Source organism: Amycolatopsis sp. NPDC004625 (genome assembly GCF_040609695.1).
GTDB lineage: Bacteria > Actinomycetota > Actinomycetes > Mycobacteriales > Pseudonocardiaceae > Amycolatopsis.
Map to the genome: position 1 here is coordinate 94421 of NZ_JBEXKX010000017.1, position 26241 is coordinate 120661.

Below are 26241 nucleotides of genomic sequence, written 5' to 3' on the forward strand. Positions count from 1 at the left end.
TTAACCACCGCCGGTATGTAGCCATGTCGACGAATGAGGCGAGACTCCAGTAAGTGAGACTGCCGTACCCATTTCGGGTTGCCGACCCCACTATCGCGCGTCACCCACAAGAGGTTTAGGCTCTCGCCTTATCACTCAGGGTGCCGCTTCCTCCCGAAGCTGCACCCGACCCAGCACTACAGCAAAGGAAAGCCCTCCCCCATGCCCAAACCCCTGTTGGTCGCCGGTCTCGGACTGGCACTCTCCGTCGGAGCCGCAGTTCTCGCACTCGGCCACAAGAACTCCGTGGAAGAACGGCCCGACACCCCGCAGGCGACGCACCTCGCCGCCCCGACCGAATGCGGCCGCGATTATTGGAATCCCGAGGAAACCGCCGCCTAGGGCAGAAGCGCGGTAGCGCGAATCGGCCCGTCGAGCCGGGTGGGGACTGCGCCAAAGGAGGGTGCGTCGTCCCGCCACCCGTTTCGGCGATTCTCGGTCGATGCGCGGGTCACCGGCGGGTTTCGGCAGGGCCGGCGGGCGGCATCACGTTTCGACGGGTGCCCCCGCCGGCCCGTCCCAAACCGATCCGGCGTCCACGAAGGACCTCAACAACGCGGTCAACCCCGGATCCCCGCGGCCGTTCAGCTCGTCCGAAGCGATACGACGGGCCACCCCCGCCAGGAAGTCCGCCATCTGAACCCGCGCGTCGGTGCGGGAATCCACGAACCGGACGCCCGCCAGCCGGTGTCCCAAAGTGCTCTTGAGCTGCAGGACCCGCTCCGCCGTCAGGGCCAGCTGCTCGTCGTGGACCAGCTCGACCGGGGTGCCGTCCGCGCTCCAGTGGCGGACCGTGTGGATCACCGCGGGCACCAGCGGGTCCAGCGCCGGGACCAGGCCCGGGTCGCTCGCCAGGCGGCTGCGGTAGGCCGCCACGCGGCCGGCTCCGCCGTGGAGCCGGCCGATGAGCTCGCCGGCTTCGCCCGGGACCCGCGCCAGCTCGTCGGCCAGCATGAAGAACTCCTCCGGTGACGTCGTCACGCCGCGGCGGGGCCTCAGCCGCAGGATGCTGGTGAACGCCGTCAGGAAGTACGCCCAGCGGGCCGGGCCGAACGCGGCCGGGCCCGTGCGGTGGAGGGTTCGGGCCATCTCCTCCGTGCCGTCCCCCACCAGGAGCGCCACCATGGCCCGGACCGCGAAAAACGTCTTGCCGGTCAGGTGCACGTGGCCGCGGCCGGACAGGGGGCCATCCGGGGCGAGCAGCCACTCGAGCACCGCGCGGTGCTTGGCGCGCAGCAGGTGGTTGGCCTTGTACTCCTCCGCCGGCGAGCCGATCCGGGCGCGGATCTCCCCCACGCAGGCGGCCGCCTCGAGGGGCGGCATCCGGACGCCCGCGTGGGCGAAGACGTCCGTTTCGCCGCCGAGCAGGTTCTCGCCCTCCGAGCCCGACTCGTCGCAGGCGATCTCGACCGGGCGCACCCGCCCGATCGTGCCAGACGGCCCGGCCGCGGGCGACCGGTTTGGCGGCACGCGGTCACGGTTGGGCCACGGCGGCTAACGACCACGGCCGGTCCGGTGACTCGCGGGATGCAGGTGTTCGGAGGAGGTGCCGATGGCCACGAACGAACGACCGGCCCGGCTCGCCCTGACGGCCGCCGTGGTCGTGCTCCTGCTCGGCGCCACCGGAGTTCTCGTCCGGCACCAGGGTGCCGCGACCACCCCACCGCCGGGCAGGGACGTGGCGGCGGAACCCGGCGTCGTGCCGCCGATGACCCGCCGGTTCGGCGGCGGCGCCACCCTGGACGGCCCGCCTCGGGCGGTGCGCATCCCGGTGCCCGGCGCGCCGCCCGCCGGGTTCGCGCCCGTCGTCATCGCCGACGACGGCGCCCGGCTCGTGCCCGCCGCCTACGACGGCGCCACCCGCAGCTTCGTCGCCGAGGTCACGCACCCGGGCGGGTTCTGGGGCGGGCTGCTCGACCTCGCCGCGCTGGGCCGCGAAGCCGAGCCGGCCCCCCGGCCGGACTGCGCCGGGCGCGCGGCGAGTTCCGCCGGGGTGACCGTCGAAGTAGGCGAGCCGGGGCCGGTGTGGGCCTGCGTGACGGCCGGGAACGGCCGCGCGGACGTCACGCTCACCTCGAACTCGGCGGTGCCCTACCGGATCGTCCTGCCGCCGAGCTGGCCCGGGCCGGTCACCCGGACCGCGGCGGCGAGCACGTCCGCCGTGCAGCTGCTCGGCCACCCGCGCCGGCGCGACCTGCTCTGGCCCGGCGCCGGCGTGACCTACACCGTCCCGTTCGGCCTGCTGCCCGCGAGCATCCACGGCCAGGCCGATCCGGGGCCCGCCCTCGGGACGTCGCTCGCCACCGCGGCCCACCGCGCCGCCGAGCTGTTCGGCCTGACCGGCGGCGACCCGGCGCCCGGCGTGCTCGCCTGCGCCGCGGACATCGGCGCGGCCCGGTACACCCCGGACCGGCCTCTCGCCGAGGTCGCGGCGGCCGTGTGGGCCGCGCTCGGACCGTGCCACCCGGACGGCGGCGAGGTCGTGCGCCGGCTCGTCGCCGCCGGGATCGGGCCCGTGACGAGCAGCGTCGCCGGTGCGAGCCCCGCCTTCGAGGTCCCGGTGACCACGGGCCGGGCACAGCGGTTCACGCAGGTCGTCGCGTACCGGCCGCGGGCCGGCACCGCGACGGCCCGGGCGGCCTGCGCGACGGTGTCCGCGGTGTCCGGCCGCCACGACGCCTACCGCTGCACGGCCGGCGGCACGACGTACGACCCGTGTTTCGCCGCCCCGGGACCGCGCCCGCAGGTCTCCTGCCCGGCCTCGGCGACCAAGGCCGTCGTGCTGACCTACGCCGGCGCGCTGCCGTCGCCACCGCGGCCCGGCGGGACGGCCGATCCCTTCCTGCTCGTGCTGGAGAACGGCGTGCAGTGCACCGCCGTCGCGGCGCCGGACCTCCGGTACGCGTGCGCGGACGGCCGGACCGTGCTGCACGGCGAGCCGGACACGTCGAGTCCGTTGTGGACGATCGAGGCCCGGACGATCGCGAAGGCCTACGGCTAGGCCAGGGTGATCTTGCCGCCGGTGACCGTGATCGCCTTCTTCTCCAGGGGTTTCGACGCCGGGCCGTTCGCCACCGAGCCGTCGGCGATCTTGAACTTGCTGCCGTGGCACGGGCAGTCGATCGTGCCGCCGGCCACGGTGTCGACCGTGCAGCCCTGGTGGGTGCAGATCGCCGAGAAGGCCGCGAAGGTCCCCGCCACCGGCTGCGTCACCACCACCTGCTTGTCCGCGAACACCTTTCCGCCGCCCACCGGCACGTCCCCGGACGCGCCGAGCTCGGTGCCGCCGGGCGCCGCGGCCGCCGGCGTCCCGCCCGGGCCGCCGCCGTAGGTGCTGCAGCCGGCCGCCAGCCCGGCGCCGAGGACCGCGAGCGCCGTCCGGCGCGTCAACGCCGGGTCCACGTCGTCGTTCCGCACTTTCGTCCTCCGCGGTTAGAAGGTCAGACCTGACTGGGTGAAGAACCACAGCGACGCGCTCAGCCACAGCCCGACCAGCGCGGTGAACACCAGGCCGCCGAGCAGCGGGAGCGACCACCCGGGCGCGCCGTCCTTGCGCAGCAGGAGCATCTTCGCCACGAACACGCCGTAGAAGAAGCAGCCGAGCAGGGAGTGCACGAGGACGCGCGGGTCGAACGCCTGGAACCCGAGCGCGTAGAGGCAGTGCATCGCGACCGGGATCGACGCGAGGAACGCCAGCCGGCCCGACCAGCGGTGCACCGGACCGGCCCACGCGGGCGCGCCGCGGCCGAGCTTGCCGTACATCGCCAGCGCCGAAAGGAGCTGGACGAGGGCGAGCACGACGACGACCGTCGCGAGCCACGCCTTCACGGCCTGCGGCCCGGAGAACCCCGCGATGTTCACCGCGACCCCGGTCGGCGTGTGCAGGCCGCCGTAGACGCCGAGCGCCACCGAAACGACGGCGCCGGCCACCAGCGGCACCACGAGCGCGACCGCGGTGCGGCGCCCTGCGGCCGGGGCGGTCATCAGAACTCCCCCGTCCCGGCCACGCCGCTGATCGGCTCGGCGGTCACCGGGACGCCGTCGACGGTCGCGGTGCCGGCGGCCGGGTCGAGCGCCGGGGCGGCCGCCGAGCCGTCTTCCGTCGTGAGCAGGCCGACCTGGCTGCCGTCGGACTGCACGATCCAGCCGGCCTTCGCCGGCTTGCCCTTCACCTTCGGCGTCGCCCGGTAGAGGCCCGCGGGTTTCTTGGCCACCGGCACGGCGAACTGGTACGTCCTGCCGGCCGCGGTGACGGTCCCGGTGGCCGAATCCGCGTCGAAGCGGCCCGTCAGGCTCGCGTTCGGGGCGCCCCTGAGGTTCAGGTTCCCGTCGACGGTCACGCCTTGGAGCCAGGCTTCGATCCTCTTGCCGTCGCAGAGGTACGCGATGGCGTGGCCGTCGCGCGCCGACACCGCGATCGACGCGCCGCCGCCGGTCACCCGCCCGGCGTAGTCGGCCCGTGCGGGCGCCGCGGGCTTCGGCGGTTCCGCCGTCGTCCCGGGCGGCGCGGACGCCGTGGTGCTCGCGGTCCCCACCGCGCTCGCGGACCCGGCGACCGGCGCGCCGGTTCCCGACGCCACGTCGGCGATCCCGATCCCGCCGGCGAGCACCACACCGGCGAGCAAGGTGAACAACGGCCCCGGATGTTTCATGGTCGTCCCCGCATCTCCCGAAACGGCTCAACGCTACGCGCGGAAAGGAGGTAATGCTTAGCCACCACAACCGGTTGGATCGTGGTTGACTGGCCGCATGCTGCCCTGGGACGGCGAACTCGCCGGCCGGCTCGACCGGCACACGGTGTCCTCCACGCTGCTGCGCGGCAACCCGCTCGGCGATCCGCACGAGCGGCCGCTCTGGGTGTACGTGCCGCCGGGCTACGACGACGGCGACGAGCGGTACCCGGCGGTGTACGTCATCCAGGGCTACACCGGGCACCTGACCATGTGGGCCAACCGGATGCCGTTCCGGCAACCGTTCGTGGAGACGGCCGACGCCGTCTTCGCCGGTGGCGCACCGGGTTGTGTCGTGGTGTACGTCGACGCGTGGACCGCGTACGGCGGCTCGCAGTTCGTCGATTCGCCGGGCACCGGCCGCTACCACTCGTACCTGTGCGACGAGATCGTGCCGTGGGTCGACGAGCGCTACCGGACGCTGCCCGCCCCGGCGTCCCGGGCGATCGCCGGCAAGTCCTCGGGCGGGTTCGGCGCGATGATCACGCCGATGCTGCGCCCGGACCTGTTCGGCGCGCTGGCGACGCACGCGGGCGACTCGCTCTACGAGCTGTGCTACGTCCCCGACTTCGGCAAGGCGGTCCGCGCGCTGCGCGACTACGACCAGGACATCCAGGCGTGGTGGGCGGACTTCCGGAGCCGCCCGGCGTTCACCAAGCCGGAAGACTCGACGTTGTTGATGCTGTTCGGCGTCGCGGCGTGCTTCTCGGCCCGCGAGGACGGGACGCCGGAGCTGCCGTTCGACCCGCTGACCGGCGCGTTGCGGCCGGAGCAGTGGCAGCGCTGGCTGGACTGGGACCCGGTCCGGATGGTGGCGCGCCACGCGGAGGCGGTCCGCTCGCTGCGGGCGGTGTGGATCGACGCGGGCACGAGCGACGAGTGGTTCCTCGACCTCGGCGCGGAGGCGTTCCGGGCCGAGGTGGTGGCGGCGGGCCTGCCGGCCGACCGCGTCCACTACGAGCTGTTCGACGCCGGCCACGGCGGGATCGACTACCGCTACCCGCTTTCGCTGGCGTGGCTGGCGGAGCGGCTGGCCCGCTGATGGTCACCGAGACCGATCTGACCCTGCCCGGCGGCCGCGTCCTGCACGTGCACGACACCGGCGGCCCCGCCCGGCTCACCGTCTTCTGGCACCACGGCACGCCCAACACCGGCGCGCCGCCCGGGCCGCTGCTGCCCCTCGCCCGGGAGCTCGGCGTGCGGTTCGTGTCCTTCGACCGGCCCGGCTACCGCTCCTCCACGCCGGTGCCGGGGCGGCGGGTCGGGGACGTCGCCGGGTGGGTGGCCGCCGTGGCCGACGCGCTCGGGGTCGGGCGGTTCGCCGTGCTCGGGCACTCCGGTGGGAGTTCGCACGCCCTGGCCTGTGCCGCGCTGCTGCCGGATCGGGTGTTCGCCGCCGCGGGCCTGGCCGCGGTGGCGCCGTTCGACGCGGCCGGCCTCGACTGGTTCGGCGGCATGGCCGCGGCGAGTGTCGCCTCGCTGCGCGCCGCCACGGAAGGGCGGACCGCCAAGGAAAAGTACGAGGCCGGCGCGGAATTCGATCCCGCCGTCTTCACCGCCGCCGATTTCGCCGCGCTGAACGGGTCGTGGTCGTGGCTGGACGAGGTCGTCCGCGCCGCGCTCGCGGACGGGCCCGGCGGGCTGATCGACGACGACCTCGCCTACGTCACGCCGTGGGGCGGCGACCCCGCGTCGATCAGCGCGCCCGTGCTGCTGGTGCACGGCGAGGAGGACCGGATGATCCCCGCCTCGCACAGCGCGTGGCTCGCCGGGCGGTGCCCGCACGCCGAGTACCGGCCCTCGCCCGGCGACGGGCACCTGTCCGTGCTGCGCCACACCGCCGACGCGCTCACCTGGCTCGCCGATCAGGGCAGCAGGAGCAGCGAGGCGACCACCGGCGCCAGGTAGAGCGCCGGGAACACCAGGTGCCCGTACGACCGCGCCCGGGCCACGGTGACGAGCGCGCCGGTGAAGTACAGCACCAGGCCGATCGCCGCCGCGATGCCGATCGGCGGCCAGGCCAGCCCGGCCAGCAGGCCCAGCGCGCCGGCCGCCTTCGCCGTGCCGAGCCACGCCCACCACCGCTCGGGCACGCCGTACTCGCTGATCGGCTCGACGACCCACTTCGCGCGGGTCAGCATCGAGACGGCCGAGAAGCCGACCCAGGCCGCGGCGGCGATGGTGACGATCAGGTGAGCGGTGGACATCGGGACTCCTCGGGGCTTCGCGAACCCCGTCGGGGTCCGTCACCCCCACGACTCCGCGGCCGTCGGCGATGTGACAGCCCGGCCCATGACGGCCGTCACCCGGCCGCGAAGTGCGCCACGACCATCTCGACCAGGGCGTCGACGTCGGCGTCGGCCATCGGCTCGCCGGTCATGCCCATCCGGTGCAGCAGGGTGCCGACGACGACGTCGACGAAGAACAGGACCCGGTGCTCCGGCTCGCCGAGCGCGTCCTGGAGCGCGAGCCGGTACGGGTCCTGCAGCCGCGAGGACAGCACCACGCGCAGGGCCGGATCGCTGACGGCGTCGCTGAAGACGCCGGCGAACGCGTCGCCCACGCCGGGTTCGGCGATCTTCGCCGCGCCCCAGCGGATGACCGACGTCAGGACGTCGGCCCGGGTCCCGCCCGCGAGCGGCGCCGGGCCGAACGCGTCCAGCAGGACGTCCACGATCAGCTCGCCCTTGGACGGCCAGCGCCGGTAGATCGTCGTCTTGGCGATGCCGGCCGCCGCGGCGATGCGCTCGACGGTGGCCCGCGCGTAGCCGAGCTCGTGGACCGTCCGCAGCGTCGCGGCGAACACCGCGGCGTCGACGCCGGCGCGGGGACGGCCCGGTGGCCGGGCGGACGCGGAAGGCATGGCGCCACCCTACCGGTTTTCGCTACCGTAGGTTTCGATACCTCAGGTTTCGAAACCAGGGAGCCGACCATGATCCAGGAAACGCGTCCGCCGGAGCCGGACTGGCTCGCGATGACGACCGAAGAGCTGTTCGCCTACCGGGAGGCGGAAAACCGCTTCCGGGCCTCCGCCGCCGCCCGGGCGCTGACCGGGCAACCGGATCCGGACGCACGAATCGAGTGGCGGGACCTGGCGCTGCCCGGCCGCGACCTGCCGGTCCGGGCGCACCGGCCGGCGGACCGGGACGGCACGCTGCCACTCGTGGTCCACGTGCACGGCGGCGGGTTCGTCGGCACGGCGGTGCAGAGCGACTGGGTCACCAGCCACCTCGCCGCGCGGCTGCCCGCGGTCGTCGTTTCGGTGGAGCACCGGCTCGTCGCGCCGGACCAGCCGCTCGCGGACGCCGTCGACGACGGCTGGGACGCGCTGCGGCACCTCCTGCGCCACGCCGGGGCGTGGGGCATCGACCCGGCGCGGGCCGCGGTCTTCGGCGAAAGCTGCGGCGGGCTGATCGGCGCGCTCGCCGCGATCCGGGCCCGGGCCGCCGGGGTGCCGCTGCGGGCGCAGGTGCTGGTCAACCCGGCGACCGACGTGACCGGGTCGATGTTCGACCACGACTCGGTCGCCGAGTACGCCGGGACGCCCACGCTGAGCCTGCCGGTGCTGCGCTTGATCCGGCGCCTGGCCGCACCGGCGGGCGACGCCCGCGCGCTTTCGCCGCTGCACGCCGGCGACCTGAGCGGACTGGCGCCGGCCCTGGTGGTGGTGCCGACCCACGATCCGCTGGCCGACCACGGCCGCCGCTACGCCGAGCGGCTCGACGCGGCGGGCACCCCGGCCCGGCTCGCCGAGTACCCGGGCGCGGGGCACGCGTTCCTCAGCCTGCCGGGCCTGGTGCCGCAGGCCGAAACCGCGCGGGCGGACATCCTCGCGTTCCTGCGGACCGCCTTCGCCGCATGACCGGGCCGATCATCGACGGCGCCGCCCTGGACGGCGTGGCGGCCACCTGCCTCTGGACGCTGCGCAACCGCGCCGAGGAGTCGCGGCACCCCGGCTCGGCGTTCGCGGACCCGCTCGCCGAGCAGCTGCAGCGCCGGATTTCGTACGACTACGCGCGGTTCGGCAAGCCGGACCAGATCCACCCGCTGCGCGCCGCCGCCCTGGACCTCGCCCTGCGCGCCTACCTGGAGCGGCACCCGGCCGCGACCGTCGTCGCCCTCGGCGAGGGCCTGCAGACCACCTACTGGCGGCTGGGCCGGCCCGCGGTCGACTGGCTTTCGGTCGACCTGCCGCCGGTGATCGACCTGCGCCGGCGGCTGCTGCCGCCGGAGCCGCGGATGACGTCGATGCCGGCGTCGGCGCTGGACCGCGCCTGGCTGGACGTGCCCGATCCGGCTCGGGGCGTGTTCGTCTCGGCCGAGGGACTGTTCATGTACCTCGAACGCGCCGCCGTGCTCGCGCTGATCGCCGACTGCGCGGCGCGGTTCCCCGGCGGGCAGCTGTTCTTCGACTCGATCCCGCCGTGGCTCAGCCGGCGGACGCTGCGGAGCGGGCCGCGGGGGCGCCCCCCGTTTTCCACGCTACCGGAAGGCACCGACAGTTCCGGGCTGCGGCTGTCCGCGCGCTACACCGTTCCGCCGATGCCGTTCGGCCTGAGCGCTTCCGAGGCCGCGCGGCTGCTCGGGCGCGTTCCCGGGGTCGCCGCCGTCGAAGACCGGCAGCCGCCGGCCGGGCGCGGGGCCTGGGGGCCGGGTGTGCTGCGCCGGATCGCGGACCTGCCCGGCCTGCGCGACCTGCGTCCGTCGATCACGCTGGTGACCTTCGCCGGGTGACCGCGGTGCCGCGCCGGCCCGGCGCGGCACCGCTTCGTCCACTGTGGATCAGCGGGCCGGCAGCAGCGGCAGGAGTTCCTGGTGGCGGCCGGGACGGCGCAGCACCGGCGAACCCGGCTCGCGCGGATCCACGGCACCGGCCCGCAACGCGGTCAGGAACCGCACGACCTCCTGGGCCGGCGGCAGGATGTCCGCGCCGCCGAGGTAGGCGAGCACGATCATCTCCTCGCCGCACGCCGCCTCGACCGCGACCGCCCAGCCGTGCACCTCGTCCCAGAGCAGGGCCACGTCACGCTCGGGGAACCGCCGCAACCGCCAGTCCACCGCCACGTAGGCCGACACCGGGACGTCGACGTCCACGGTGCACGACTCGAAGCCGAAGCCGAGCGCACGCGCCACTTCGCCCAGATACGCGCGCAGGCCACGCTGGAACCAGAATTCGAGATCGGTGTCGATCAGGGCGGACACCTGTTTCCTTTCGCCACATTCGACAAGAACGGCGACGGCCGCCGCGCCATTGTCTTTCGCCACCACGGCGGACGCCGCGGTTCGTCCGTAGACCGTACCGACTTCGCCGACGCCGGCCCACCGCCGGATGACCCACTCGGCGCCTTCGTGCAGTGACACGGCCGTCTGCACGTGCAACAGTCCGATGTGGACGATCAAATCCGCAGGTGACGCCGTTTTCCGGGCATTTCCGCCGAAACCGTGCGCGCGCCGGGCGGAATGGCAGTTTCCGAAGTTCAGCCGATCGCCGGAATCGGCACCCGGGTGTGTTCGAGATCGGCGAACAGATCTCCGTGGTCCTCGACGCGCCGCAAAACCTCGCCGGCGGTGAACCGCAGGTGCGTCACGTGCCGGCACGCGCGGACCTCGTCCCACGTGACGGGAGCCGACACGGTCGGCTCGTCACGGCCGCGCAGCGAGTACGGCGCCACCGTGGTCTTGTGCGGGTTGTTCTGGCTCCAGTCGATGAAGACCTTGCCCGGGCGCAGGTTCTTCGTCATCCGCGCCACGACGAGCTCCGGCGTCTGCGCGGCGAGCCGCTCGGCCAGGGCCTTCGCGTACCGCGACGGCTCACCGCCGTCCGCGGTCACCACGCCCACGTACAGCTGCATGCCCTTGGAGCCGCTCGTCTTCGCGATCGGCGTGAAGCCGTCCTGGACGAGGACGTCGTGGAGCCGCTCGGCGACCCGGCAGCAGTCGACCACCGTCGCGCCGGGCCCCGGATCGAGGTCGAACACCAGCCGGTCCGGGGTGCGGCGCTCGTCGCCGGGGCCGACGGTCCACTGGTGGACGTGCAGCTCGAGCGCGGCGAGGTTGGCCGCCCACACGAGCCCGGGCAGGTCGTCGAGCAACGGGTAGGCGACGAGTTCGGGCTCCTGGCCCCGGCCGCCGACGGCCAGCCGCGCGGTGCGCACCCAGTCCGGGGCGTGGCGCGAGACGTCCTTCTCGAAGAACGAGCCACCGCCGACGCCGTCCGGGAAGCGCACGAACGTCACCGCCCGGTCGCGCAGGTGCGGCAGCAGCACTGGCGCGATCCGCGTGTAGTAGTCGAGGACCTCGCCCTTGGTGAAGCCGTGGCGCGGGTAGAGCACCTTTTCGAGGTTCGAGAGCGTCAGCTGCCGCTCGCCGACCCGCACCGTGATCCGGCTTCCCGCCACGGTCCCCACGCTACCGCGGCGGGAGGAGCCCCGAGACCACTCCTTCGACGAACCGCTCGGCGACCTCCCGCAGCTTCGTGTTCTCCCGCTGCGACTGCTCGACGAGCAGCGCGAAGGCGTCCTCGGCGTCGACCTGGCGGATGGCCATCAGCATCCCCTTGGCCTGGTCGATGACCGCGCGCGAAGTCAGCGCCGTCCGCAGGTGGTCGGCGGTGTCCCGCGCCCGCAGGTACCGGTGGTAGACGCGGAGGATCGCCTCGACGGCGGCGGTGTAGAGCTCGAGCAGCTGCCCCTCGACCTCCTCGAAGCCGTCGTCCTGTCGCCCGTAGCAGTTGACGGCCCCGGAGAACTCCGCGTCGGCGACCAGCGGCGCGGCGAGGAAGCTCCCGAAGCCGGCCTCCCGCGCCCCGCGCGAGAACTCGGGCCACCGCTCGAGCGCGTCGGCCACCGTGGTGCGGACGATCTTGCCGTCCCGCATCGCCTCGAGGCAGGGCCCGTCCCCGATCCGGTACTGGTCACCGTCGAGCTCGCCGACGATGCTGCTGGTGGCGGTCGCGGTGTGCGGCGCGTCCCCGGTGACCAGGGTGACGGAGGCCTCGCCGACCCCGGGCACGGCGTGGCGCACCTGCAGGCAGACGTGCTGGAGCAGGATCCGGAAGTCCTCCTCCTCCCGCAGGACGACGGAGAGGGCTTCCAGGGCCCCGGTCACCTCGTCGAACAACGGCGGAGCCGTCGCGGTGGGGTCGGGCCGTTCCATGTCTGCTCCTCCCGCTCGGCACACAGTGATTCCGGGTACCCAGTCCGGGGTGGATCCATGTCCGCGGTCCCCCGCGCGTCCCGGTTCTCGCCGCGATCGCCGGCAGGTTTGCCGGGCGCGCCGGGTAGGTAATCAGCACGCATGTCGTCGGATGAGGCTGCGCCGGGTGGGTTGCCGCTCGAGGGGGAGCTGGCCGCCGTTGCCGCTCGGATGTCGGGGTTGCTGCTGTCGCGGGAAAGCGTCGATTCGGTGCTGGAGCTGATCGTGACGCTCGCCGGGACGACCATTGCCGCCGCGGACGGGGTCGGGGTGACCCTGGTCGACGGCGAAGGGGCCTTCGTCACCACCAGTGCGTCGGGTCCGCTCGTGCGCGAAGCCGACACCCTGCAGTACGAGCTCGGGGAAGGCCCCTGCCTGGCCGCCCTGCGGGAGCGTTCGCCGCAGCGGGTCGACGATGTCGCCGCCGAACGGCGGTGGGTGCGGTGGTGTTCCGCCGTGGCCCGGTCGGGGTTGCGGTCGGTCGTCACCGCGCCGATGGTCACCGGGGACGGCTGTCACGGCGCCATCAAGCTCTACGCGACCATTCCCCGTGCCTTCGGAGCCGCCGACGAGCGGACGCTCGTGCGGTTCGCCGACCGCGCCGCCGTGCTGGTCGCCAACGCACGGGCCGGCGAGCGCGCCGGCCGGTTCAGCGCGCGGTTCAAGGACACCCTGCGCGACCGCGACCTGATCACGCTGGCGAAGGGCTTCCTCATGGGCCGCGACGGCCTCGACGAGGACGCCGCCTTCGACCGCCTGCTTGCGCTGGCCCGCGCCTGCGGGGGCAGCCCGGCCGAGGCCGCCGCGCGGCTCGTCACCCCGGTGCGGGAAGGGTGAGCGGATGCGTTTCCTGCCCGAGGACGAACAGCAGCGCCGGATCGCCGCCTGCTTCGCCCGGAGCGACCTCACGCCGGAACAGCTGTGGATGCGGTACTTCGCGCTCGGCGGCAGCCTGAACCTGCTCGAACTGGACGCCTACCTCAACGGGCTGACCACGCTGCCCCGCGTCGACCGCGACATGCTCGCCCACGCCGTCAACGAACGGCTCGACGAAACCGGGCCCGCCCGTGCGCCCTACAGCCACTCGGTCCGCGACGCGAAACCGTTGCACGGCCCGCTGAAGGCCCTGGTCGACCTGCTCGAAGGGGCCCACCGCGCGCCGCCCGAACGGCTGCCGGCCGTCGTCGCCGAGGCGGGCCGCGCGCTCGACCTGACCATCGGCGTCTACCTGGCCGATCACGACCAGCGCACGCTCGTGCCGCTGCGTCCCGGCGGCGCGGAGCTCGACATCGAAACCACCGTCGGCGGAGCCGTGTTCCGCCGGGCCGGCACCACCGTCGCCCGGGACGGCACGCTGTGGACCATCCTGCTCGACGGCGTCGAGCGGCTCGGCGTGCTGGAGATCGTCCCGGACGACGCCGACCCGGACGACCCGGCGCTGCGGGAGCAGTGCCGCTGGCTGGCGACGCTGCTCGGGCACCTCGTGACCGCCACGACCCAGTACGGCGACGGCCTGGACCGCCGGCGCCGCCACCGGCCCCGCGGCTCCCCCGCCGAACTGCTGTGGCAGAGCCTGCCGCCGCTCACCGCGGCCACGGAAAGCGTCATCGTCGGCGCGAGCGTCCAACCGGTGTACGACCTCTGCGCGACCGTGTTCGACTACGCCCTCTCGGAGGGGCGCGCGCAGCTGGCGCTGTTCGACGCCGGCGTGCGCGGCGGCGGCGCGGACATCGCGGTCGTGACCGCGCTGTCCGCCTACCGCGCCGCCCGCCACGGCGGCGCGGCCCTCGGCGAGCAGTTCGCAGCGGTCGCCGCCGAGCTCGAAGCCCTGCCCGGCGCGCCGGCCGTGCACGGGGTGGTGGCCGAGCTGGACCTGCACACCGGCGTCCTGCGGCTGCTCGGCGCCGGGTGTCCCGCGCCCCTGGTCGTCCGCGACGGCGAGGCGTGCCTCACCGCGGCCCCCGCCGCGACGCGGTTCGCCGCCGGCGGCGGGCTTTGCCCGGCCACGGAGGTGCAGCTCGAACCCGGCGACCTGCTGACGCTGTACTCCCGCGGCGTCGCGGAGACGGCGAACCGGGCCGGGGAGCCGTTCGGCCGCGCCCGGATCGCCCGCCACCTCGGCCACGACGCCGGTGAGCTGCCGCCGGAGATCGCCCGCCGGCTCACCCGCGCCGTGCTGGACCACGGCGAGGGCGGGTCCCGGCACGACGCGGGCGTGCTGATCGCCCGCTGGGTCCCGCGCTGAGCGGCCTCAGCCGGCGCGGTCGTGCATTCCGGCCGCCAGCAGCTCCCGCAGCGCGTCCGACAGCGACGCGAACATCGGGACCACCGCGGCCAGCCCGGTGATGCGGAACAGCCGTGCCAGAGTCCGGCTGTTCGCCACGACCCCGAAGCACCCGCCGTCGGCGGCGGCCCGCTCGGCGGCGGCCGCCAGGGCGCGGGCGCCGGCCAGGCCGACGAACGCCACCGGGGTCAGGTTCACCACCACCGTCGTCCCCGGTGGGGCCACCCGCAGCTCACGCTCGAGGATCGGCAGGGTCAAGGCGTCGATCTCGCCGGCGAAGGTCAGCACGAAGAGACCGGGGCGGTACTCCGTCCGGCGCGCCGTGAGCGGCGCGGACCGGGTGGGGACCGGGAACGTGGGGGACACGGGTTCGGTTGGCCTTCCGCGCCGGCCGGGGGCCGGCGACGCAGTGACGTGATCACGGACGGGATCTTGGTACCCAAACGCCCGGACCGGAAACGCCCTCCTTCAGGACGGGACCGCCGTGAAAGCCGACCAGAGGCGCTCGGCGGCGTGGCGGGCCTGGTCACCGGGGTGGATGGCCCGCGTGCCGGCCGGCTGGGTCGCCGTGTGGCCCCCGAGGTGCTCGACGAGGGCGATGGCCAGCTCGCGGACCTTGACGTTGAACTCCTGGCTGGTGCGGCGCAGCGTCTGCCACGCCTCCTCCGGCGGGCACCGCCGGAGGGCCATGATCACGCCCTTCGCCTGCTCGATGGCGGCGCGGGAGGCCAGCAGGTCGAGCATCTGGTCGGGGTCGCCCGCGGTGGCGGTCTCGGCGACCACCAGGGTCGTTTCGGTGAGCTTCGCGTACCGCTGCAGGACGGGCAGGGTGGTGGAGCCGGGCGGCCGGTCCAGCGTCGCCGAGAGAACGAAAGTGCCGTGCTCGTCCCAGAACCCGGGCAGTGCGACGGCCCCGCGGATCGCTTCGCCGCCGGGGACGTCGTCGCGGGACAACCGCGGCCAGCGCTCGTCGCCGAAGAGCTCGTCCGTCGTCACCGGTTCACCGGTGGCGTCCGCGACGGCGACCGGGCCGCCGTCGCGCAGCTGGGCGGGCACCAGGTGCTCGCCGACGCCGGCGGTGGCCAGCACCTGCAGCGGCGGGCCGCCGTGGCTCACGGTCAGGCCCGCGCCGAGGCATCCGGGCAGCTCGCCGGCGACCCGCTCGAGCAGGGCCTGCAGCAGTTCGGTCAGCGGTCTCCAACGATCCGCCGCGTTCATCAGTGATTCGGTCACCGCTCCTCCACCGGTCTTGCTTGGTCCTCTTGATTTACCGCAAGACGCGGTGCTTCGCCTCCCTCGGCGGGCCGCTTTGTGGGTCCGGCCACGCACCGGCCACGGCGGGTCCGCCGTCCGGCGCAACCGGCTCACCCGGCCGGGGTCGGCAGCGGCCGAGCCGGTCCTGCTCCCGTACGACCGGCATCGCAGGTGTCGCAGTGGCCGCACGAGTTCCTCGCCGAAGTACCCGAGCAGGTACCGGCGGCGGCAGCCGGTGGTTTCCGCGTAGGCGCGGATCATCTGCACCCGCGAGCGGACGAGTTCGGCCGCCCGCCCCACGACGGCGCCCGGCGACCACTCGACCCGAACGAGCGGTTTACCCGCCGCCGCGGGCCGGGTAGCCGAACGGTGACCCGAGGAGGCGCCATGACCCGCCGGTGGACCCGATGACCTTCAGCGAAGTCGTCGTCGCCGGGCAGATCGCCCGCGACCTGGTGATCGAAGTCCCCGACGCACCCGATGCGGACTCGTCGGCTCCGGTCCGGCACCGGCAGGAGCTGCTCGGCGGGAAGGGCGCCAACCAGGCCGTGGCGCTGGGCCAGCTCGGGGTGTCGGTGTCGCTGGTCGGCGTCGTCGGCCGCGACCGCACCGGCGACGCGCTGCTCGCCCAGGCCAGGGCCGACCGGATCGGCACCTCGCACGTGGTCCGCCGGCCGGGCACCGAGACGGCGCTGCTCGTCGACGTGGTCGACGACCACGGCCGCCGCCGGTACCTCGAGCACGTCCCGGAGGAAACGCTGCTCACCGAAGGCGACGTCTTCGCCGCGGCCGCCCCGATTTCGGCCGCCGCCTCGCTGATCGTGCAGCTGCAGCAGCCCGCGCCGGTCGCTCTGCTGGCCGCCCGGCTGGCGCACACCGCGGGCACCCGGGTCGTGCTGGACGGGGCACCGCCGTCCGGCACGCCGGCCGCGGACCTGCTCGCCCTGGCCGACGTCGTGCGCGCCGACGGCCGGGAAGCCGAGCTCCTCACCGGGCAGCCGGTCGAGGACGTCGCTTCGGCCGTCCGCGCCGCCGCGGACCTCCGGCGACGCGGGCCTTCGCTGGTCGTGCTGGAGGTGGGCGGGCAGGGCACCCTGTTCGCCGGGCCGGAGGGCAGCTGGTTCGTGCCGCACGTCCGGACCGAGGTGGTCGACCCCACCGGCGCCGGGGACGCGCTCGTCGCGACCCTCACCGCGGCGCTGACCCGGCGGCGCCCGCTGGAGACGGCGGCGAGCCTGGCGGTGGCGGCGGCCGCGGCGACGACCGAGCACGCGGGCGGGCGTCCGCACCTGACCCCCGCGGAACTCGACCGGCTGCAGCCCCGGCAGTTCGAATCCGTCCGCGCCTGAGTGCTACAGGCCCGGCAGCTTCTGCTCCAGGCCCAGCAAGACCGCGAACGGGTCGCCGCGGCCGGCCAAGCGGTCCGGGACGTCCCGGACGGTCCAGCGGTCCGGCGTGAGGCCCGGGTCGTCGAGCTCGTCCCATTCCAGCGGCACCGAAACCGGGGCGCCGGGCCGGGGACGGACGCTGTAGGGCGCGACCAGGGTCTTGTTGAGCACGTTCTGCGTGTAGTCGAGCCGGGCGCGGCCGCGGCGCTTGTCCTTCGTCCAGGCCCAGCTGACCAGGTCGGGCAGCACCCGCCCGATGGTCCGGGACACCGTCTCCGCCCAGGCGCGGGTCTGCTCGAACGTGCAGTGCGGCGCGATCGGCACCCACACCTGGATCCCGCGCTGCCCGGTCACCTTGGGCCGGCCGGTCAGGCCGAAGTGCTCCAGGGCGGTGCGGTGCAGCCGCGCGAGCTCCAGGACCTGCTCGAACGTCGTCTCCGGGCCCGGGTCGATGTCGAACAGCACCCACGTCGGGTGGTCGACGTCGGCGGCGCGGGACGTCCAGGCGTGCAGCTCCAGTGCGCCGTAGTTCGCCAGCCACGCGAGCGTCGCCACGCTGTCGGCGACAACGTACCGCCGGCTCTCCCCCGGGCGGGCGCGCTCGTTGCGCCAGGTGGTGAGCCAGTCCGGGGCGTGCCGCGGGACCTCCTTCTGCCAGAAGCCCGGCTCGGTGACGCCCTGCGGGAACCGGTGCGTGGTGAGCGGACGGCCCGCCAGGTACGGCAGCATCGCCGGCCCGGCGGTGACGTAGTAGCGGATGAGGTCCCGCTTGGTGACGGGTTCGCCGTCGGCCGGGAACAGCACCTTGTCCAGGTTGGTCAGGGCCAGCTCGCGGCCCCCGACCGACCAGCGGCCCTTGGCGCCCAAGGCGTCGAGCGCGGCGAGTTCGTCCTCGGTCGGCGCCTGCCACCCGCCGACGGCTTCCTCCGCTTCGGCGGCGGGCCGGTCGCCGTGCCAGAGCGCGTCCGGGGCGGCCGCGACCTCGTCGTTGGTGCGGCCGCTCTTCACCGACCGCGGGTGGTCCTCGGCGTCCCAGCCGGCCCGGGCGTGCTCGTCCTGCTTGTGCAGCAGGAACCACTGGTCCTTCTCGCCGCGGCTGGTGCGGACGAGGACGAACCGCCCGGCCAGCTTCTCGCCGTCGAGGTCGAAGTGCAGCGTCCCGGCCTCGATCGCCCGGGCCGGGTCCGCCTCGACCGGCCGCCACACGCCGCGGTCCCAGACGATGACGTCCCCGCCGCCGTACTCGCCGCGCGGGATGACGCCCTCGAAGCCGGCGTACTCGATCGGGTGATCTTCGACGTGCACGGCCAGCCGGCGGGCCTTCGGGTCCAGCGTGGGTCCCTTCGGCACCGCCCAGCTGACCAGCACGCCACCGAGTTCGAGGCGGAAGTCGTAGTGCAGCCGGCGCGCCCGGTGCCGCTGCACCACGAACCGGTGGCGGTCCGGGCCGGCCGCGGCCCCGCCGGCCGGTTCCGCGGTGCGGCCGAAGTCGCGCATCTCCTGGTAGCGCCGCAGTTTGCGGGCCGGGGCTCCTGCCATGCCGGCGGGGTACCCAGTCAGTCCGGCGCCGACCAGGGCGGGTTGCGCCGCGCCAGCTCCTCGTATTCGGCGACCTGCTGCGGGGTCGGGTCGGTGCCCGCCTCCTCGGCGAACTCCTCGGGGTCGGTGGCTTCGTCCGGCTCGGTCACGCCTCAGCCGCCCAGCGCGCCGCGGATGAGGTCGCGCGCCCGGTCCACGATCGCCGCGGGCGGACCCAGCAGCAGGTTGGCCTTCGCGCTTTCGACGCCGGGGTGCGGGCGGGTCGGCCCCACCGCCTCGGCCAGCTTGGCGGTCGCGGCCATCGCCCGCAGCCGCTCGGGCGGGCGGTGTGCCCGCAGCAGCGGGAACTCCTCCCGCTCCTCGTGTTCGGCGTGCGCGAGCACATCGTCGCGCAGCTGCACAAGCAGCGTGTCGAACCCCTCGGCCTCCGGGCCCAGCTTCTGCAGGTTCGTCAGCAGGGCCTTGGCCCGATGCTCCTCGCCGATCCGCGCGTCGACGACGGGCCCGGCCGCCGGTTCGAGGTCGCGGATCTCCGGGTGCACGACCATTTCCTCCGCCGTCTCGTGCACCGCCAGCAGCCGCACGAGGTCGTGGAACAGCTCCCGGCGCCGGTCCCCCTCCGCGGTCTCCAGCCCGGCGAACAGCTCCCGGATCTCGCGGTGCTGCCGCTGCAGCAGTTCGATGACGTCCTCGTCGTGCTCCGCCATGGACGGCCTCCTCCTCGGTCGTTCGGGTGGAGGCAGCGTTCCCCGTCCCGGGCCGGTTACTTGCCGCGGTTCGCGACTGTGAGCCAGAGCGCGCCCGCGGCGGCCGCGCCGACCCCGGCCACGGTCCACCACGACCACCCGCCGAAGAAGGCGACGACCAGCCCGACGGCGAGCAGCGCGCTCCCGCCGATCGAGGTGGCGTCGTCGTTCCCGGCCCGCGCGGTGAACGCCATCAGCCCATCCGCCCGTCGACCGCGGCCACGACCAGAGCGGCGCAGCGCGCCACGGTCACGCCTCTTTCCCTGGCCAGCGAAACCAGGGCGGCGTTCGCGGCCGCCCGGCTCAACCCCTGCGCGGCAAGGACTTCCAGGGCCAGCCCGACGACGTCGGTGGCGGGCGGGGTGGCGGTGCGCACGGGCATCGGAAGACCTCCGGCTGGTTCGGCGGCGGAACGAACGCGACCGGATACCCCGCCGCGCCGGGTTTCACACCCTCCACCGAACCCGTCCGGGTGGTGCCCGCTCATCTCCGGAAAAGCCTTGCCGCGCTCCCTAGGCTGGGGATCGTGACCGGTGCGTGGGAATGGGATCCAACCCTCTATTCGGGCAGTGCCGAGTACTACCCGCGCGGCCGGGTGGCGTACCCCGCCGGGCTCGCCACGGCCTTCGCCCGCGAACTCGACCTGGACGGAACCGGGCGGCTGCTCGACATCGGCTGCGGGCCCGGCTCGCTGACGCTGCCGCTGGCCGGTTCCTTCGCGGAGGCCGTCGGGCTGGACGCCGATCCCGACATGCTCGCCGAAGCTGCGCGGCTGGCGGCGGACGCGGGGCTGGGAAACTGCCGGTGGGTGCATCGGCGCGCGGAAGATTTGCCCGCCGGGCTGGGCCGGTTCCGGCTGGTCACCTTCGCGCAGTCCTTCCACTGGTTCGACCGGCCCCGTGTCGCGGCCGCCGTGCGCGGGATGCTGGCGCCGGACGGGGTCTGCGCGCACGTGCACGCGTCGACGCTCGAGCCCGTGCACCCGGCGATCGCCGAGCTGGTGCGCGAGTACCTGGGCCCGGTGCGGCGCGCGGGACAGGGCACGCTGCCGGAGGGCACGGCGGGCGGCGAGGCCGGGATCTACCGCGCGGCCGGCTTCCACGGCCCGCGGCGGTTCGAGGTGCCGGGCCGGGTGGTGACCCGCACGGTCGACGACGTCGTCGCCGGGGTGTTCTCCCTGTCGAGCTCGGCGCCGCACCTGTTCGGCGAACGGCGGGCCGAGTTCGAAGGGGAACTGCGGCGGCGGCTCGCCCCGGCGGAGACGTTCACCATGCCGCTGCGCGAGATCGCCGTCGACCTGTGGTTCACCAGGGGTTGTTGAAGTCCTCGTCCTCTTCGACGGCGGCGCGGGGACGGCGGGCGGCCCGCGGCTCGTCCCGCGCCGGCCGCGGGGCCGGCGCCGCCTCGAAACCGGCCGGGCCGGGGTACTCCTCCGCGGCGAAGGCCGACGCCGGCTCGGCGTGCGACCGGTCGGTGCTCCAGCCCGACTTCGTCTTGCGCTGCGCCATTTCGCGGACGTGCTGGACGTACCGCTCGGCCGCCTGGACCTGCTTGGTCATGTACTCCTGCGAGCGGGCCTTGATCTCCTCGCCCTGCTGTTCCCGCAGGGTACGGCGATCGGCCTGCTCGCGGACGAGGGCGTCGAGCTCGGCCTTCATCCCGCCGATGTCGGTCACGGGTCCTCCTACCAGGTCCGGGCGGACGGCGGGTCTTCGTCGTCGTTGAGGGAGCCGATGATCCGGCGCCCGGGTTCGCCGAGGTTGTCGAAGACGGCACCCTCGATCCGGTACGCGGCACGGCGTTCGGTGTCGCCGCCGCCACCGCCGCCGTGGGCGCCGCCCATGGCGCCCATGCCCGGCATCCCGGCCATCGACGAGCCGGATGCGCCGGTGGCCCCGGCCGCCGAGGCGAAGGCGGGCGCGGGCTGCGGCTGCGTCGCGCCGACACCGCTGTGGGCGCCGCCGGACATCGGCGTCTCCCCCAGCCCGGCGCCGGCCGGTTCGAAGCCCGCGCCGGAGAAGCCGGCCCCGCCGCCGTGCGAGCCGCCGCCGATCCCGGCCGGCGACGGGCCGCCGCCGTGGTGCGCACCGCCACCGCCGTCGCCGCCGTGGTGGGCGCCCGGGTCGCCGCCGTCGTGCGGTTTGAGGTCATCGAGCGTGCCCCGGTGGGTGGGCAGGTCGTCGACCTTCTTCGCGGGGGTGTCGCCGAGGGCGTCCCCGCCGGGCTTGTCGTCCTCGCCGAGGGTGTAGGTCGTCGGCGTGCCCTTGCCGTCGTCGACGGTGACGACGGTCGGGCCGTCCGGGCCGTCGGGCCGCTCGGCGGTGATCTGCAGGTCGCCGTCCTTGATGTGGATCTTGCCGTCCGGGCCGGGGCAGTACGTGTCCTTGTCCGTCCCTTGTGGACCGTCGCCGGGCTTGCCGTCACCGTCGCCGGACCAGTCGAGCTTGAAGTCCTTCGGGTCCCCGGATCCGTCGCCGACCTTGATGTCCATCTTGCCGTCGCGGTCCGGCTCGGTCATCTCGAAGGTCTTGTCGCCCTGCTTGACCTTGAGGACGTCGGGGTCGTCGTCACCCTTGTGCTCGCCGTGCTCGCCCGGCTTGCCGTCGTCGCCGAGCAGGCCGTCGGGCTTGCCGTCGTGGTCGGCGTCCGCGCCGGGCAGGGCCTCGCCGGTGGCGGGATCCGTGGCGATGCCCGGGCCGCCGAACTCCTTCAACGCGTCCGCGGCCTTCTTCTTCGCCTCTTCCGCGGCCTGTTCGGCCCCGGCCTTGCCGTCGTCGCCGGAACCCCCGCCCGAGTCGCCGCCACCCGAGCCGGAGCCGCCGCCCATGCTGCCCGCACCGTCGCCGGAGTCCGTCTGGATGCCCGGGCCGCTGAACTCCTTCAGCGCGTCCGCGGCCTTCTTCTTGGCCGCTTCGGCCGCCGCGGCGGCCGAGTCCTGGCCCGTGTCGGACGGCGGCGGCACGGAAGACGGTGCCGTGCTGTCGGATCCCGGGCCACCCGAGCCGGAGCCGCCGGAGGAGCCGAGGCCGGCCCCGGAATCCGTCTGGATGCCCGGGCCGCTGAACTCCTTCAGCGCGTCGGCGGCCTTCTGCTTCGCCGCCTCGGCCTGCTGCGCGGCCTGCTGCTTGGCCGCCTCCGCCGCGGCCGCCTGGTCGTCCTGGCCGCCCGGCGAGCCGGCGCCGCCGCCCGCCGAGCCGCCACCCGCGGAGCCGCCGCCGGAACCCGCGGACCCGTCCGGGATCGGCGGTATCGAGCCGCCACCGCCCGTCCCGGACCCCGAACCGCCGGAACCCGAACCGCCCGCGCCCGAACCGGCACCGCTCGGCAGGTCGGCCCCCGAGCCGCCACCGGCGCCCGAACCCCCGCCCGGCGCACCGGATCCCGTGGTCGTGTCGGGAATCGGCGGCACCGAACCGCCACCGCCGCCCGAGCCCGAACCGCCGCCGGGCGCACCCGCACCCGACCCGCTGCCCGAGCCACCGGGGCCACCGCCGGGGCCACCGCCGGAGCCGCCGGTCGCACCCGGGCCACCGCCCGCGCCACCCGTCGAGCCCGGCCCACCGCCCGCGCCCCCGGTCGAACCCGGGCCGCCGCCCGGGCCGCCGGGACCGCCGCCCGCGCCCCCGGGACCCGAAGCGGCCGGGAACTCGTTCCGGATCCCGCCCATGACCTTGTCGAGGGCGTCGTAGGCCTTGTCGACGAGGTCCTTCGTGTCCTTGCAGGTCTTCGCGAAGCCCTGGTACAGCCGGTCCCACATGTCGGGGTTGAACTGGTTCTGGATCCACTGCTTGGCCAGGTCCTGGCCGTGCTTCTTGATCTCGTCGCCGTCGCAGCAGCCCTGGTCGTTGAGGGTCTTGACCAGGTTGGTGCCGAAGTTGAGGTCCATCCAGCCCGCGATCTGGGCCAGGTCCTGCTCGTTGCCGTGCTCGCCGCTGGCGACCGCGACGACCTTCTGCGCCATCGTGTAGTCGGCCTTGCCGACCAGGTCGGTGTACATCCCGACGACGGCGTCGGCCTTGCCCTTGCACAGCTGGAACACCGTCGTGGCGGTGTTCAGCGTCGCCTCGCTCGCGTTGCCGAGCGTCTGGGACAGCTTCGCCGCCTTGGGCTGGATCTTCTCGTTGTAGTTGTCCGACGCGGCGTCGGCACCCGCGCCGCTCCAGCTCTGGTACAGGCTGCTCAGCTGCGAGCCGGTGTCCTGCAGCGTCCGGTCCACCGTCTCCGAACCGTGCTTGAAGTGCCCGGCGTCGGCGACGAAGTCCGCGAAGCTGATCCCGCGCTGCTCGTCGAACGGCGCCCGGATGTCCTTGTCGAGGTCGAGCGCGCGGGTGTTGCCGCGGCAGTCGGCCGGGATCTTCGCCAGCAGCGAGCCGAACGTCTCGAACAGCTTCAGCGCGGGCGCGGCGGCGTCGAAGATCTCGTCGGAGGTCTTGGTCCCGCTGCTCTCCCCGCCGCTGTCGGCGGCGGGCGGCTTCGTGTCGTCGAGCTTCTTCTTGCCGTCGTCGACGGCCTTCTTTTCCTGGTCCTCGTTGTAGCTGTTCTGGTCACCGCTCTTCTTGGCCTTGTCGTAGGCCTCGTCGACCGACTGGCCGGCGAACAGCGGGTTCGCGTTGTAGGCGTTGGCGTACTTCTCGGCTTCCTGCCGCTTCTGCTTGATGTCGTCCGGCTCCTGGTCGGACAGGAACGGCGGCGGTGGCGGGTTTTCGCGCAGCCAGCTGCTGATCAGCGCGCTCTTCTGCCCCGGCGGGACGCTCGGGTCGTCCAGGATCGCCTTGACGTCGGACCACTTCTTCTTGTCGGCCATCAGAGCGAGCCCCCGGCGTTCGTGATCGCGCCGGCCTGGTTGCCCTCGTTGGTGCCGTACTTCGAGCCCGCGGTGCCGAGGTTCGAGCCGAACGAGCCCAGCGTGCCGCTGTAGCCGGAGACCGCGGCCCACAACGCCTGCGCGCCGGCGGTGTACTTGGTGGCGTGCGCGCCGTGCGCGCGGCCGAACTTCTCCGCGGTCACCTGTGGCGTCTGCAGGTCCGGGTTGTCGTCCAGCAGGTGCTCCGCCAGGTCACCGATGGTTTTGGCCGCCGTCGACAACGCCTCGGTCGTCGCGGTGTACCCCCCGCCGCTCATGTCAGCGCCTCTCTTCGGATCCGCGAGTTCCCAGGGCTTCCGCGAGCACGCCGGCCACGGATCCCACGTCGGTGAACCGGTCGAGCCGGTCCAGGTCGATCGTCACGCCGTAGTAGATCTCCAGCGCGGCCAGCAGCTTGATCCGCCCCTTCGAGTCGATGCCCAGCTCCTCCAGCGGTGCGTCGGGCTCGACGAGAGCCGGGTCGAGCCGGAAGGTGTCGCAGACGACCTTCGTGACCTCGGCGCGGTGATCACCCACGGAAGTCACCATAACGTGCCTTGGCGGCCGACCGGGCGACCTTGCCGCTGGATGTGCGCGGAAGTCCACCGGAAGGGACCAGACGTACCGCGCGCAGCGTGAGGCCGTGTTCCCGCGACACCGCGCGCAGCACCGCCCGGGTGACCTCCCGGACGTTGGCTTCGGCGCCGCGCGCCCATTCGGCCACCACCACCGCGCCCTCGCCGTCGTCGTCGGCGACGCCGAACGCGGCGACCCGGTCGCGGCGGACCGCGGGGTGGGCCTCCCCGGCCGCCGCCTCGATGTCCTGGGGGTGGAAGTTGCGGCCGTCGATGACGATGAGGTCCTTGAGCCGGCCGGTGACGTACAGGTCGCCGCGGTGCACGACGCCGAGGTCGCCGGTGCGCAGCCAGCCGCCGAGGCCGTCGAGCTCGGCGCCGAACGCGGCCGCGTCGCCGCGGCCCCAGTAGCCGGTGGCGACGTTCGGGCCGTGCACCCAGATTTCGCCGACGTGACCCTCGGGCTGCTCGCGGCCGTCTTCGACGATCCGCACGAGCTGCCCGACCGGACGGCCGACCGAGACGAGCTCCTGACCGCCGTCGACTTCGACGGCCCGGCCCTGAGCCAAGGCCTCGCGGTCGAACACCGCACTGCGTGGGCCGTCCTCGCCCGCGCTCGCGACGTACACCGTGGCTTCGGCGAGCCCGTAGGACGGCCGCTGCGCCTCCCGCCGGAACCCGCGCGGCCCGAACACCTCCTGGAAGCGCTCGATCGTGCGCGGCCGGACGGGTTCGCTGCCGTTGAGCGCGACCCGCACGTCCGACAGGTCGAAGTCCTCCCCCGGGTCGGCGTCGGCGGCGAGGTCGTAGGCGAAGTTCGGCGCGGCCGTGAACACCGCCGGGTACTCCGCCAGCTGCCGCACCCAGCGTCCCGGCCGGTGCACGAACTCGGCCGGGGCCATGAACACCGACCGGCCACCGCCGTAGACGGGCAGGCAGAGCAGCTGGATCAGGCCCATGTCGTGGAAGAACGGGATCCAGCCGGCACAGGTCGTGCCCTCGTCGACGGCGTAGGCGAGACTGCCCTGCCAGCAGGCCGCGACGATCGCGCGGTGCGGGATCACCGCGCCGGCCGGCTCGCGCGTCGACCCGGACGTGTACTGCAGGTAGGCCGGGCTCTCCGGCGTCACGGGCACCGGGTCGGCGCCGGGCCCGGTGAGCTCGTCGGCCACCAGGACGTGGTCGTGCGCGGGCAGCCGCGCCGCCGCGGCCGCCGACGTCAGCCACACCCGCGCGCCGGCGTCGGCCAGGACGCCGGCGAGCCGGTCGGCCTGCGCGGGGCTCGACGGCGCCAGCAGCGGGACGGCGACGAGCCCGGCCGCCAGCGCACCGAAGAACGCCAGCGGGTAGGCGAGTTCCTGGCCCGCGAGGATCGCGACGCGCTCCCCCGGCTCGGCGGCCCGGCGCAGTTCACCGGCGACCACGCGGACCCGGGCGGCGAACTCGGCCCACGTCCAGGTGTGCTCGGCGTTGCGCGTGTGGTCCTGGTGGGTGAACAACGGCCGGTCGTCGTCGGCACGGGCGAACAGCCGGTCCACGATCGAGACGCGCAGCACCGCCTCGGGCACGGTCGCCGGCACGGACGGACGAGGCACGCTGGGCAACCTACCGGGCGCCGGAAAGCCGGTGCACGCCCGGGGCGCGCCCCG

Annotated in this window: 31 protein-coding genes and 1 pseudogene; 10 read left to right on the forward strand and 22 right to left on the reverse strand. The window is 74.3% G+C overall.

Translation table 11 applies throughout. The annotated features are described in order from the left end of the window. Positions 1-201: 201 nt before the first annotated feature. Positions 202-381: a hypothetical protein gene (locus ABZW17_RS21375; RefSeq protein WP_354816614.1), complete on the forward strand. Its 180-nt coding sequence runs from the start codon at positions 202-204 to the stop codon at positions 379-381. Between the two features lie 144 nt (positions 382-525). Here the strand turns inward: ABZW17_RS21375 and ABZW17_RS21380 are convergent, their stop codons facing one another. Beyond that, a complete protein-coding gene (locus ABZW17_RS21380) occupies positions 526-1458 on the reverse strand; it encodes a DUF3800 domain-containing protein (protein WP_354816617.1) in 933 nt (310 codons plus the stop codon). Positions 1459-1591: 133 nt separating this feature from the next. On the opposite strand from ABZW17_RS21380, the gene ABZW17_RS21385 reads away from it, so the two are divergent. Further along, entirely contained in the window at positions 1592-3040 is a 1449-nt protein-coding gene (locus ABZW17_RS21385) for a hypothetical protein (RefSeq protein ID WP_354816620.1), read from the forward strand. On the opposite strand, the gene ABZW17_RS21390 is transcribed toward ABZW17_RS21385, so the two are convergent. Genes ABZW17_RS21390 through ABZW17_RS21400 form a run of 3 tightly spaced genes read right to left on the reverse strand, consistent with a single transcriptional unit; the run spans position 3037 to position 4691 of the window. Further along, on the reverse strand, positions 3037-3456 hold the full coding sequence (locus ABZW17_RS21390) for a Rieske (2Fe-2S) protein (protein ID WP_354816623.1): 420 nt from the start codon (positions 3454-3456) through the stop codon (positions 3037-3039). The genes ABZW17_RS21385 and ABZW17_RS21390 overlap by 4 nt on opposite strands. A 15-nt stretch (positions 3457-3471) precedes the next feature. Beyond that, entirely contained in the window at positions 3472-4023 is a 552-nt protein-coding gene (locus ABZW17_RS21395; RefSeq protein ID WP_354816626.1) for a DUF6529 family protein, read from the reverse strand. Further along, complete coding sequence (locus tag ABZW17_RS21400) at positions 4023-4691, reverse strand: hypothetical protein (protein ID WP_354816629.1); 669 nt, start codon at positions 4689-4691, stop codon at positions 4023-4025. Before ABZW17_RS21400 ends, ABZW17_RS21395 begins: the two co-directional genes overlap by 1 nt. A 97-nt stretch (positions 4692-4788) precedes the next feature. Here ABZW17_RS21400 and ABZW17_RS21405 point away from each other — a divergent pair, with 97 nt between their 5' ends. Beyond that, a complete protein-coding gene (locus ABZW17_RS21405; protein ID WP_354816632.1) occupies positions 4789-5811 on the forward strand; it encodes an alpha/beta hydrolase-fold protein in 1023 nt (340 codons plus the stop codon). Further along, a complete protein-coding gene (locus ABZW17_RS21410; protein ID WP_354816635.1) occupies positions 5811-6677 on the forward strand; it encodes an alpha/beta hydrolase in 867 nt (288 codons plus the stop codon). The genes ABZW17_RS21405 and ABZW17_RS21410 overlap by 1 nt, the downstream gene beginning before the upstream one ends. Here the strand turns inward: ABZW17_RS21410 and ABZW17_RS21415 are convergent. Both ABZW17_RS21415 and ABZW17_RS21420 read right to left on the reverse strand, forming a co-directional pair. Continuing rightward, positions 6635-6976 (reverse strand): DoxX family protein, encoded by a 342-nt coding sequence (locus ABZW17_RS21415; protein ID WP_354816638.1) that lies wholly within the window; start codon positions 6974-6976, stop codon positions 6635-6637. The genes ABZW17_RS21410 and ABZW17_RS21415 overlap by 43 nt on opposite strands. A 95-nt stretch (positions 6977-7071) precedes the next feature. Further along, positions 7072-7632: a TetR/AcrR family transcriptional regulator gene (locus tag ABZW17_RS21420; RefSeq protein ID WP_354816641.1), complete on the reverse strand. Its 561-nt coding sequence runs from the start codon at positions 7630-7632 to the stop codon at positions 7072-7074. Positions 7633-7701: 69 nt separating this feature from the next. Here ABZW17_RS21420 and ABZW17_RS21425 point away from each other — a divergent pair, with 69 nt between their 5' ends. Both ABZW17_RS21425 and ABZW17_RS21430 read left to right on the forward strand, forming a co-directional pair. Next, positions 7702-8631 (forward strand): alpha/beta hydrolase, encoded by a 930-nt coding sequence (locus ABZW17_RS21425; RefSeq protein ID WP_354816644.1) that lies wholly within the window; start codon positions 7702-7704, stop codon positions 8629-8631. Next, entirely contained in the window at positions 8628-9503 is an 876-nt protein-coding gene (locus ABZW17_RS21430; RefSeq protein WP_354816647.1) for a class I SAM-dependent methyltransferase, read from the forward strand. The genes ABZW17_RS21425 and ABZW17_RS21430 overlap by 4 nt, the downstream gene beginning before the upstream one ends. A gap of 48 nt (positions 9504-9551) precedes the next feature. Here the strand turns inward: ABZW17_RS21430 and ABZW17_RS21435 are convergent, their stop codons facing one another. From ABZW17_RS21435 to ABZW17_RS21445, 3 genes are all read right to left on the reverse strand, one after another. Further along, positions 9552-9971: a DUF6292 family protein gene (locus ABZW17_RS21435; protein WP_354816650.1), complete on the reverse strand. Its 420-nt coding sequence runs from the start codon at positions 9969-9971 to the stop codon at positions 9552-9554. A gap of 275 nt (positions 9972-10246) precedes the next feature. Then, positions 10247-11167, reverse strand: a complete 921-nt coding sequence (gene ligD, locus ABZW17_RS21440; RefSeq protein WP_354816653.1) for a non-homologous end-joining DNA ligase — start codon at positions 11165-11167, stop codon at positions 10247-10249. Positions 11168-11177: 10 nt separating this feature from the next. Further along, a complete protein-coding gene (locus ABZW17_RS21445) occupies positions 11178-11924 on the reverse strand; it encodes a GAF and ANTAR domain-containing protein (protein ID WP_354816656.1) in 747 nt (248 codons plus the stop codon). 141 nt (positions 11925-12065) lie between these two features. Between ABZW17_RS21445 and ABZW17_RS21450 the strand changes: the two genes are divergently transcribed. Both ABZW17_RS21450 and ABZW17_RS21455 read left to right on the forward strand, forming a co-directional pair. Next, positions 12066-12800 carry a GAF and ANTAR domain-containing protein gene (locus tag ABZW17_RS21450; RefSeq protein WP_354816659.1) on the forward strand — a complete coding sequence of 245 codons (735 nt, stop codon included), beginning with the start codon at positions 12066-12068 and terminating at the stop codon, positions 12798-12800. Between the two features lie 4 nt (positions 12801-12804). Then, a complete protein-coding gene (locus ABZW17_RS21455; RefSeq protein ID WP_354816662.1) occupies positions 12805-14208 on the forward strand; it encodes a PP2C family protein-serine/threonine phosphatase in 1404 nt (467 codons plus the stop codon). A gap of 6 nt (positions 14209-14214) precedes the next feature. Here ABZW17_RS21455 and ABZW17_RS21460 read toward each other — a convergent pair whose 3' ends face one another. The 3 genes and pseudogenes from ABZW17_RS21460 to ABZW17_RS21470 all read right to left on the reverse strand — a co-directional run. Beyond that, complete coding sequence (locus ABZW17_RS21460; protein WP_354816665.1) at positions 14215-14613, reverse strand: STAS domain-containing protein; 399 nt, start codon at positions 14611-14613, stop codon at positions 14215-14217. Between the two features lie 102 nt (positions 14614-14715). Then, positions 14716-15480 carry an ANTAR domain-containing protein gene (locus ABZW17_RS21465; RefSeq protein ID WP_354816668.1) on the reverse strand — a complete coding sequence of 255 codons (765 nt, stop codon included), beginning with the start codon at positions 15478-15480 and terminating at the stop codon, positions 14716-14718. A gap of 179 nt (positions 15481-15659) precedes the next feature. Further along, positions 15660-15795 (reverse strand): annotated as a pseudogene (locus ABZW17_RS21470) (RecQ family zinc-binding domain-containing protein); the annotation flags it as partial. A 113-nt stretch (positions 15796-15908) separates the two neighbouring features. Between ABZW17_RS21470 and ABZW17_RS21475 the strand changes: the two are divergent. Beyond that, complete coding sequence (locus tag ABZW17_RS21475; RefSeq protein WP_354816671.1) at positions 15909-16850, forward strand: PfkB family carbohydrate kinase; 942 nt, start codon at positions 15909-15911, stop codon at positions 16848-16850. A gap of 3 nt (positions 16851-16853) precedes the next feature. Here ABZW17_RS21475 and ligD (ABZW17_RS21480) read toward each other — a convergent pair whose 3' ends face one another. The 5 genes from ligD (ABZW17_RS21480) to ABZW17_RS21500 are packed head-to-tail and all read right to left on the reverse strand — an operon-like array spanning position 16854 to position 19556. Further along, positions 16854-18428, reverse strand: a complete 1575-nt coding sequence (gene ligD / locus ABZW17_RS21480) for a non-homologous end-joining DNA ligase (protein WP_354816674.1) — start codon at positions 18426-18428, stop codon at positions 16854-16856. A gap of 17 nt (positions 18429-18445) precedes the next feature. Then, on the reverse strand, positions 18446-18577 hold the full coding sequence (locus ABZW17_RS21485; RefSeq protein ID WP_354816677.1) for a hypothetical protein: 132 nt from the start codon (positions 18575-18577) through the stop codon (positions 18446-18448). A 3-nt stretch (positions 18578-18580) separates the two neighbouring features. Further along, complete coding sequence (locus tag ABZW17_RS21490; protein ID WP_354816680.1) at positions 18581-19135, reverse strand: hemerythrin domain-containing protein; 555 nt, start codon at positions 19133-19135, stop codon at positions 18581-18583. 56 nt (positions 19136-19191) lie between these two features. Continuing rightward, positions 19192-19368, reverse strand: coding sequence for a hypothetical protein (locus ABZW17_RS21495; RefSeq protein WP_354816683.1), 177 nt, complete (start codon positions 19366-19368; stop codon positions 19192-19194). Beyond that, positions 19368-19556, reverse strand: coding sequence for a hypothetical protein (locus ABZW17_RS21500; protein ID WP_354816686.1), 189 nt, complete (start codon positions 19554-19556; stop codon positions 19368-19370). Before ABZW17_RS21500 ends, ABZW17_RS21495 begins: the two co-directional genes overlap by 1 nt. Before the next feature lie 144 nt (positions 19557-19700). Between ABZW17_RS21500 and ABZW17_RS21505 the strand changes: the two genes are divergently transcribed. Beyond that, positions 19701-20495 carry a class I SAM-dependent methyltransferase gene (locus tag ABZW17_RS21505; protein WP_354816689.1) on the forward strand — a complete coding sequence of 265 codons (795 nt, stop codon included), beginning with the start codon at positions 19701-19703 and terminating at the stop codon, positions 20493-20495. Here ABZW17_RS21505 and ABZW17_RS21510 read toward each other — a convergent pair. The 5 genes from ABZW17_RS21510 to ABZW17_RS21530 are packed head-to-tail and all read right to left on the reverse strand — an operon-like array spanning position 20479 to position 26187. Further along, a complete protein-coding gene (locus tag ABZW17_RS21510) occupies positions 20479-20850 on the reverse strand; it encodes a hypothetical protein (protein ID WP_354816692.1) in 372 nt (123 codons plus the stop codon). The genes ABZW17_RS21505 and ABZW17_RS21510 overlap by 17 nt on opposite strands. 8 nt (positions 20851-20858) lie before the next feature. Further along, complete coding sequence (locus ABZW17_RS21515; RefSeq protein WP_354816695.1) at positions 20859-23978, reverse strand: WXG100 family type VII secretion target; 3120 nt, start codon at positions 23976-23978, stop codon at positions 20859-20861. Beyond that, positions 23978-24295: a hypothetical protein gene (locus ABZW17_RS21520; RefSeq protein WP_354816698.1), complete on the reverse strand. Its 318-nt coding sequence runs from the start codon at positions 24293-24295 to the stop codon at positions 23978-23980. The genes ABZW17_RS21515 and ABZW17_RS21520 overlap by 1 nt, the downstream gene beginning before the upstream one ends. Position 24296: 1 nt before the next feature. Then, positions 24297-24554: an acyl carrier protein gene (locus ABZW17_RS21525; protein ID WP_354816701.1), complete on the reverse strand. Its 258-nt coding sequence runs from the start codon at positions 24552-24554 to the stop codon at positions 24297-24299. Beyond that, positions 24547-26187: a fatty acyl-AMP ligase gene (locus ABZW17_RS21530; RefSeq protein ID WP_354816704.1), complete on the reverse strand. Its 1641-nt coding sequence runs from the start codon at positions 26185-26187 to the stop codon at positions 24547-24549. The genes ABZW17_RS21525 and ABZW17_RS21530 overlap by 8 nt, the downstream gene beginning before the upstream one ends. Positions 26188-26241 lie beyond the last annotated feature (54 nt).

Excerpts from the sequence above, each read along its gene's own strand:
- ABZW17_RS21515 (WP_354816695.1), bottom strand. The coding sequence starts at position 23,978 with ATGGCCGACAAGAAGAAGTGGTCCGACGTCAAGGCGATCCTGGACGAC.
- ABZW17_RS21455 (WP_354816662.1), top strand. The coding sequence starts at position 12,805 with ATGCGTTTCCTGCCCGAGGACGAACAGCAGCGCCGGATCGCCGCCTGC.
- ligD (WP_354816674.1), bottom strand. The coding sequence starts at position 18,428 with ATGGCAGGAGCCCCGGCCCGCAAACTGCGGCGCTACCAGGAGATGCGC.
- ABZW17_RS21400 (WP_354816629.1), bottom strand. The coding sequence starts at position 4,691 with ATGAAACATCCGGGGCCGTTGTTCACCTTGCTCGCCGGTGTGGTGCTC.
- ABZW17_RS21445 (WP_354816656.1), bottom strand. The coding sequence starts at position 11,924 with ATGGAACGGCCCGACCCCACCGCGACGGCTCCGCCGTTGTTCGACGAG.
- ABZW17_RS21520 (WP_354816698.1), bottom strand. The coding sequence starts at position 24,295 with ATGAGCGGCGGGGGGTACACCGCGACGACCGAGGCGTTGTCGACGGCG.
- ABZW17_RS21410 (WP_354816635.1), top strand. The coding sequence starts at position 5,811 with ATGGTCACCGAGACCGATCTGACCCTGCCCGGCGGCCGCGTCCTGCAC.
- ABZW17_RS21500 (WP_354816686.1), bottom strand. The coding sequence starts at position 19,556 with ATGCCCGTGCGCACCGCCACCCCGCCCGCCACCGACGTCGTCGGGCTG.
- ABZW17_RS21425 (WP_354816644.1), top strand. The coding sequence starts at position 7,702 with ATGATCCAGGAAACGCGTCCGCCGGAGCCGGACTGGCTCGCGATGACG.
- ABZW17_RS21405 (WP_354816632.1), top strand. The coding sequence starts at position 4,789 with ATGCTGCCCTGGGACGGCGAACTCGCCGGCCGGCTCGACCGGCACACG.
- ABZW17_RS21395 (WP_354816626.1), bottom strand. The coding sequence starts at position 4,023 with ATGACCGCCCCGGCCGCAGGGCGCCGCACCGCGGTCGCGCTCGTGGTG.
- ABZW17_RS21475 (WP_354816671.1), top strand. The coding sequence starts at position 15,909 with ATGACCTTCAGCGAAGTCGTCGTCGCCGGGCAGATCGCCCGCGACCTG.
- ABZW17_RS21495 (WP_354816683.1), bottom strand. The coding sequence starts at position 19,368 with ATGGCGTTCACCGCGCGGGCCGGGAACGACGACGCCACCTCGATCGGC.
- ABZW17_RS21375 (WP_354816614.1), top strand. The coding sequence starts at position 202 with ATGCCCAAACCCCTGTTGGTCGCCGGTCTCGGACTGGCACTCTCCGTC.
- ABZW17_RS21430 (WP_354816647.1), top strand. The coding sequence starts at position 8,628 with ATGACCGGGCCGATCATCGACGGCGCCGCCCTGGACGGCGTGGCGGCC.
- ABZW17_RS21415 (WP_354816638.1), bottom strand. The coding sequence starts at position 6,976 with ATGTCCACCGCTCACCTGATCGTCACCATCGCCGCCGCGGCCTGGGTC.
- ABZW17_RS21450 (WP_354816659.1), top strand. The coding sequence starts at position 12,066 with ATGTCGTCGGATGAGGCTGCGCCGGGTGGGTTGCCGCTCGAGGGGGAG.
- ABZW17_RS21490 (WP_354816680.1), bottom strand. The coding sequence starts at position 19,135 with ATGGCGGAGCACGACGAGGACGTCATCGAACTGCTGCAGCGGCAGCAC.
- ABZW17_RS21420 (WP_354816641.1), bottom strand. The coding sequence starts at position 7,632 with ATGCCTTCCGCGTCCGCCCGGCCACCGGGCCGTCCCCGCGCCGGCGTC.
- ABZW17_RS21385 (WP_354816620.1), top strand. The coding sequence starts at position 1,592 with ATGGCCACGAACGAACGACCGGCCCGGCTCGCCCTGACGGCCGCCGTG.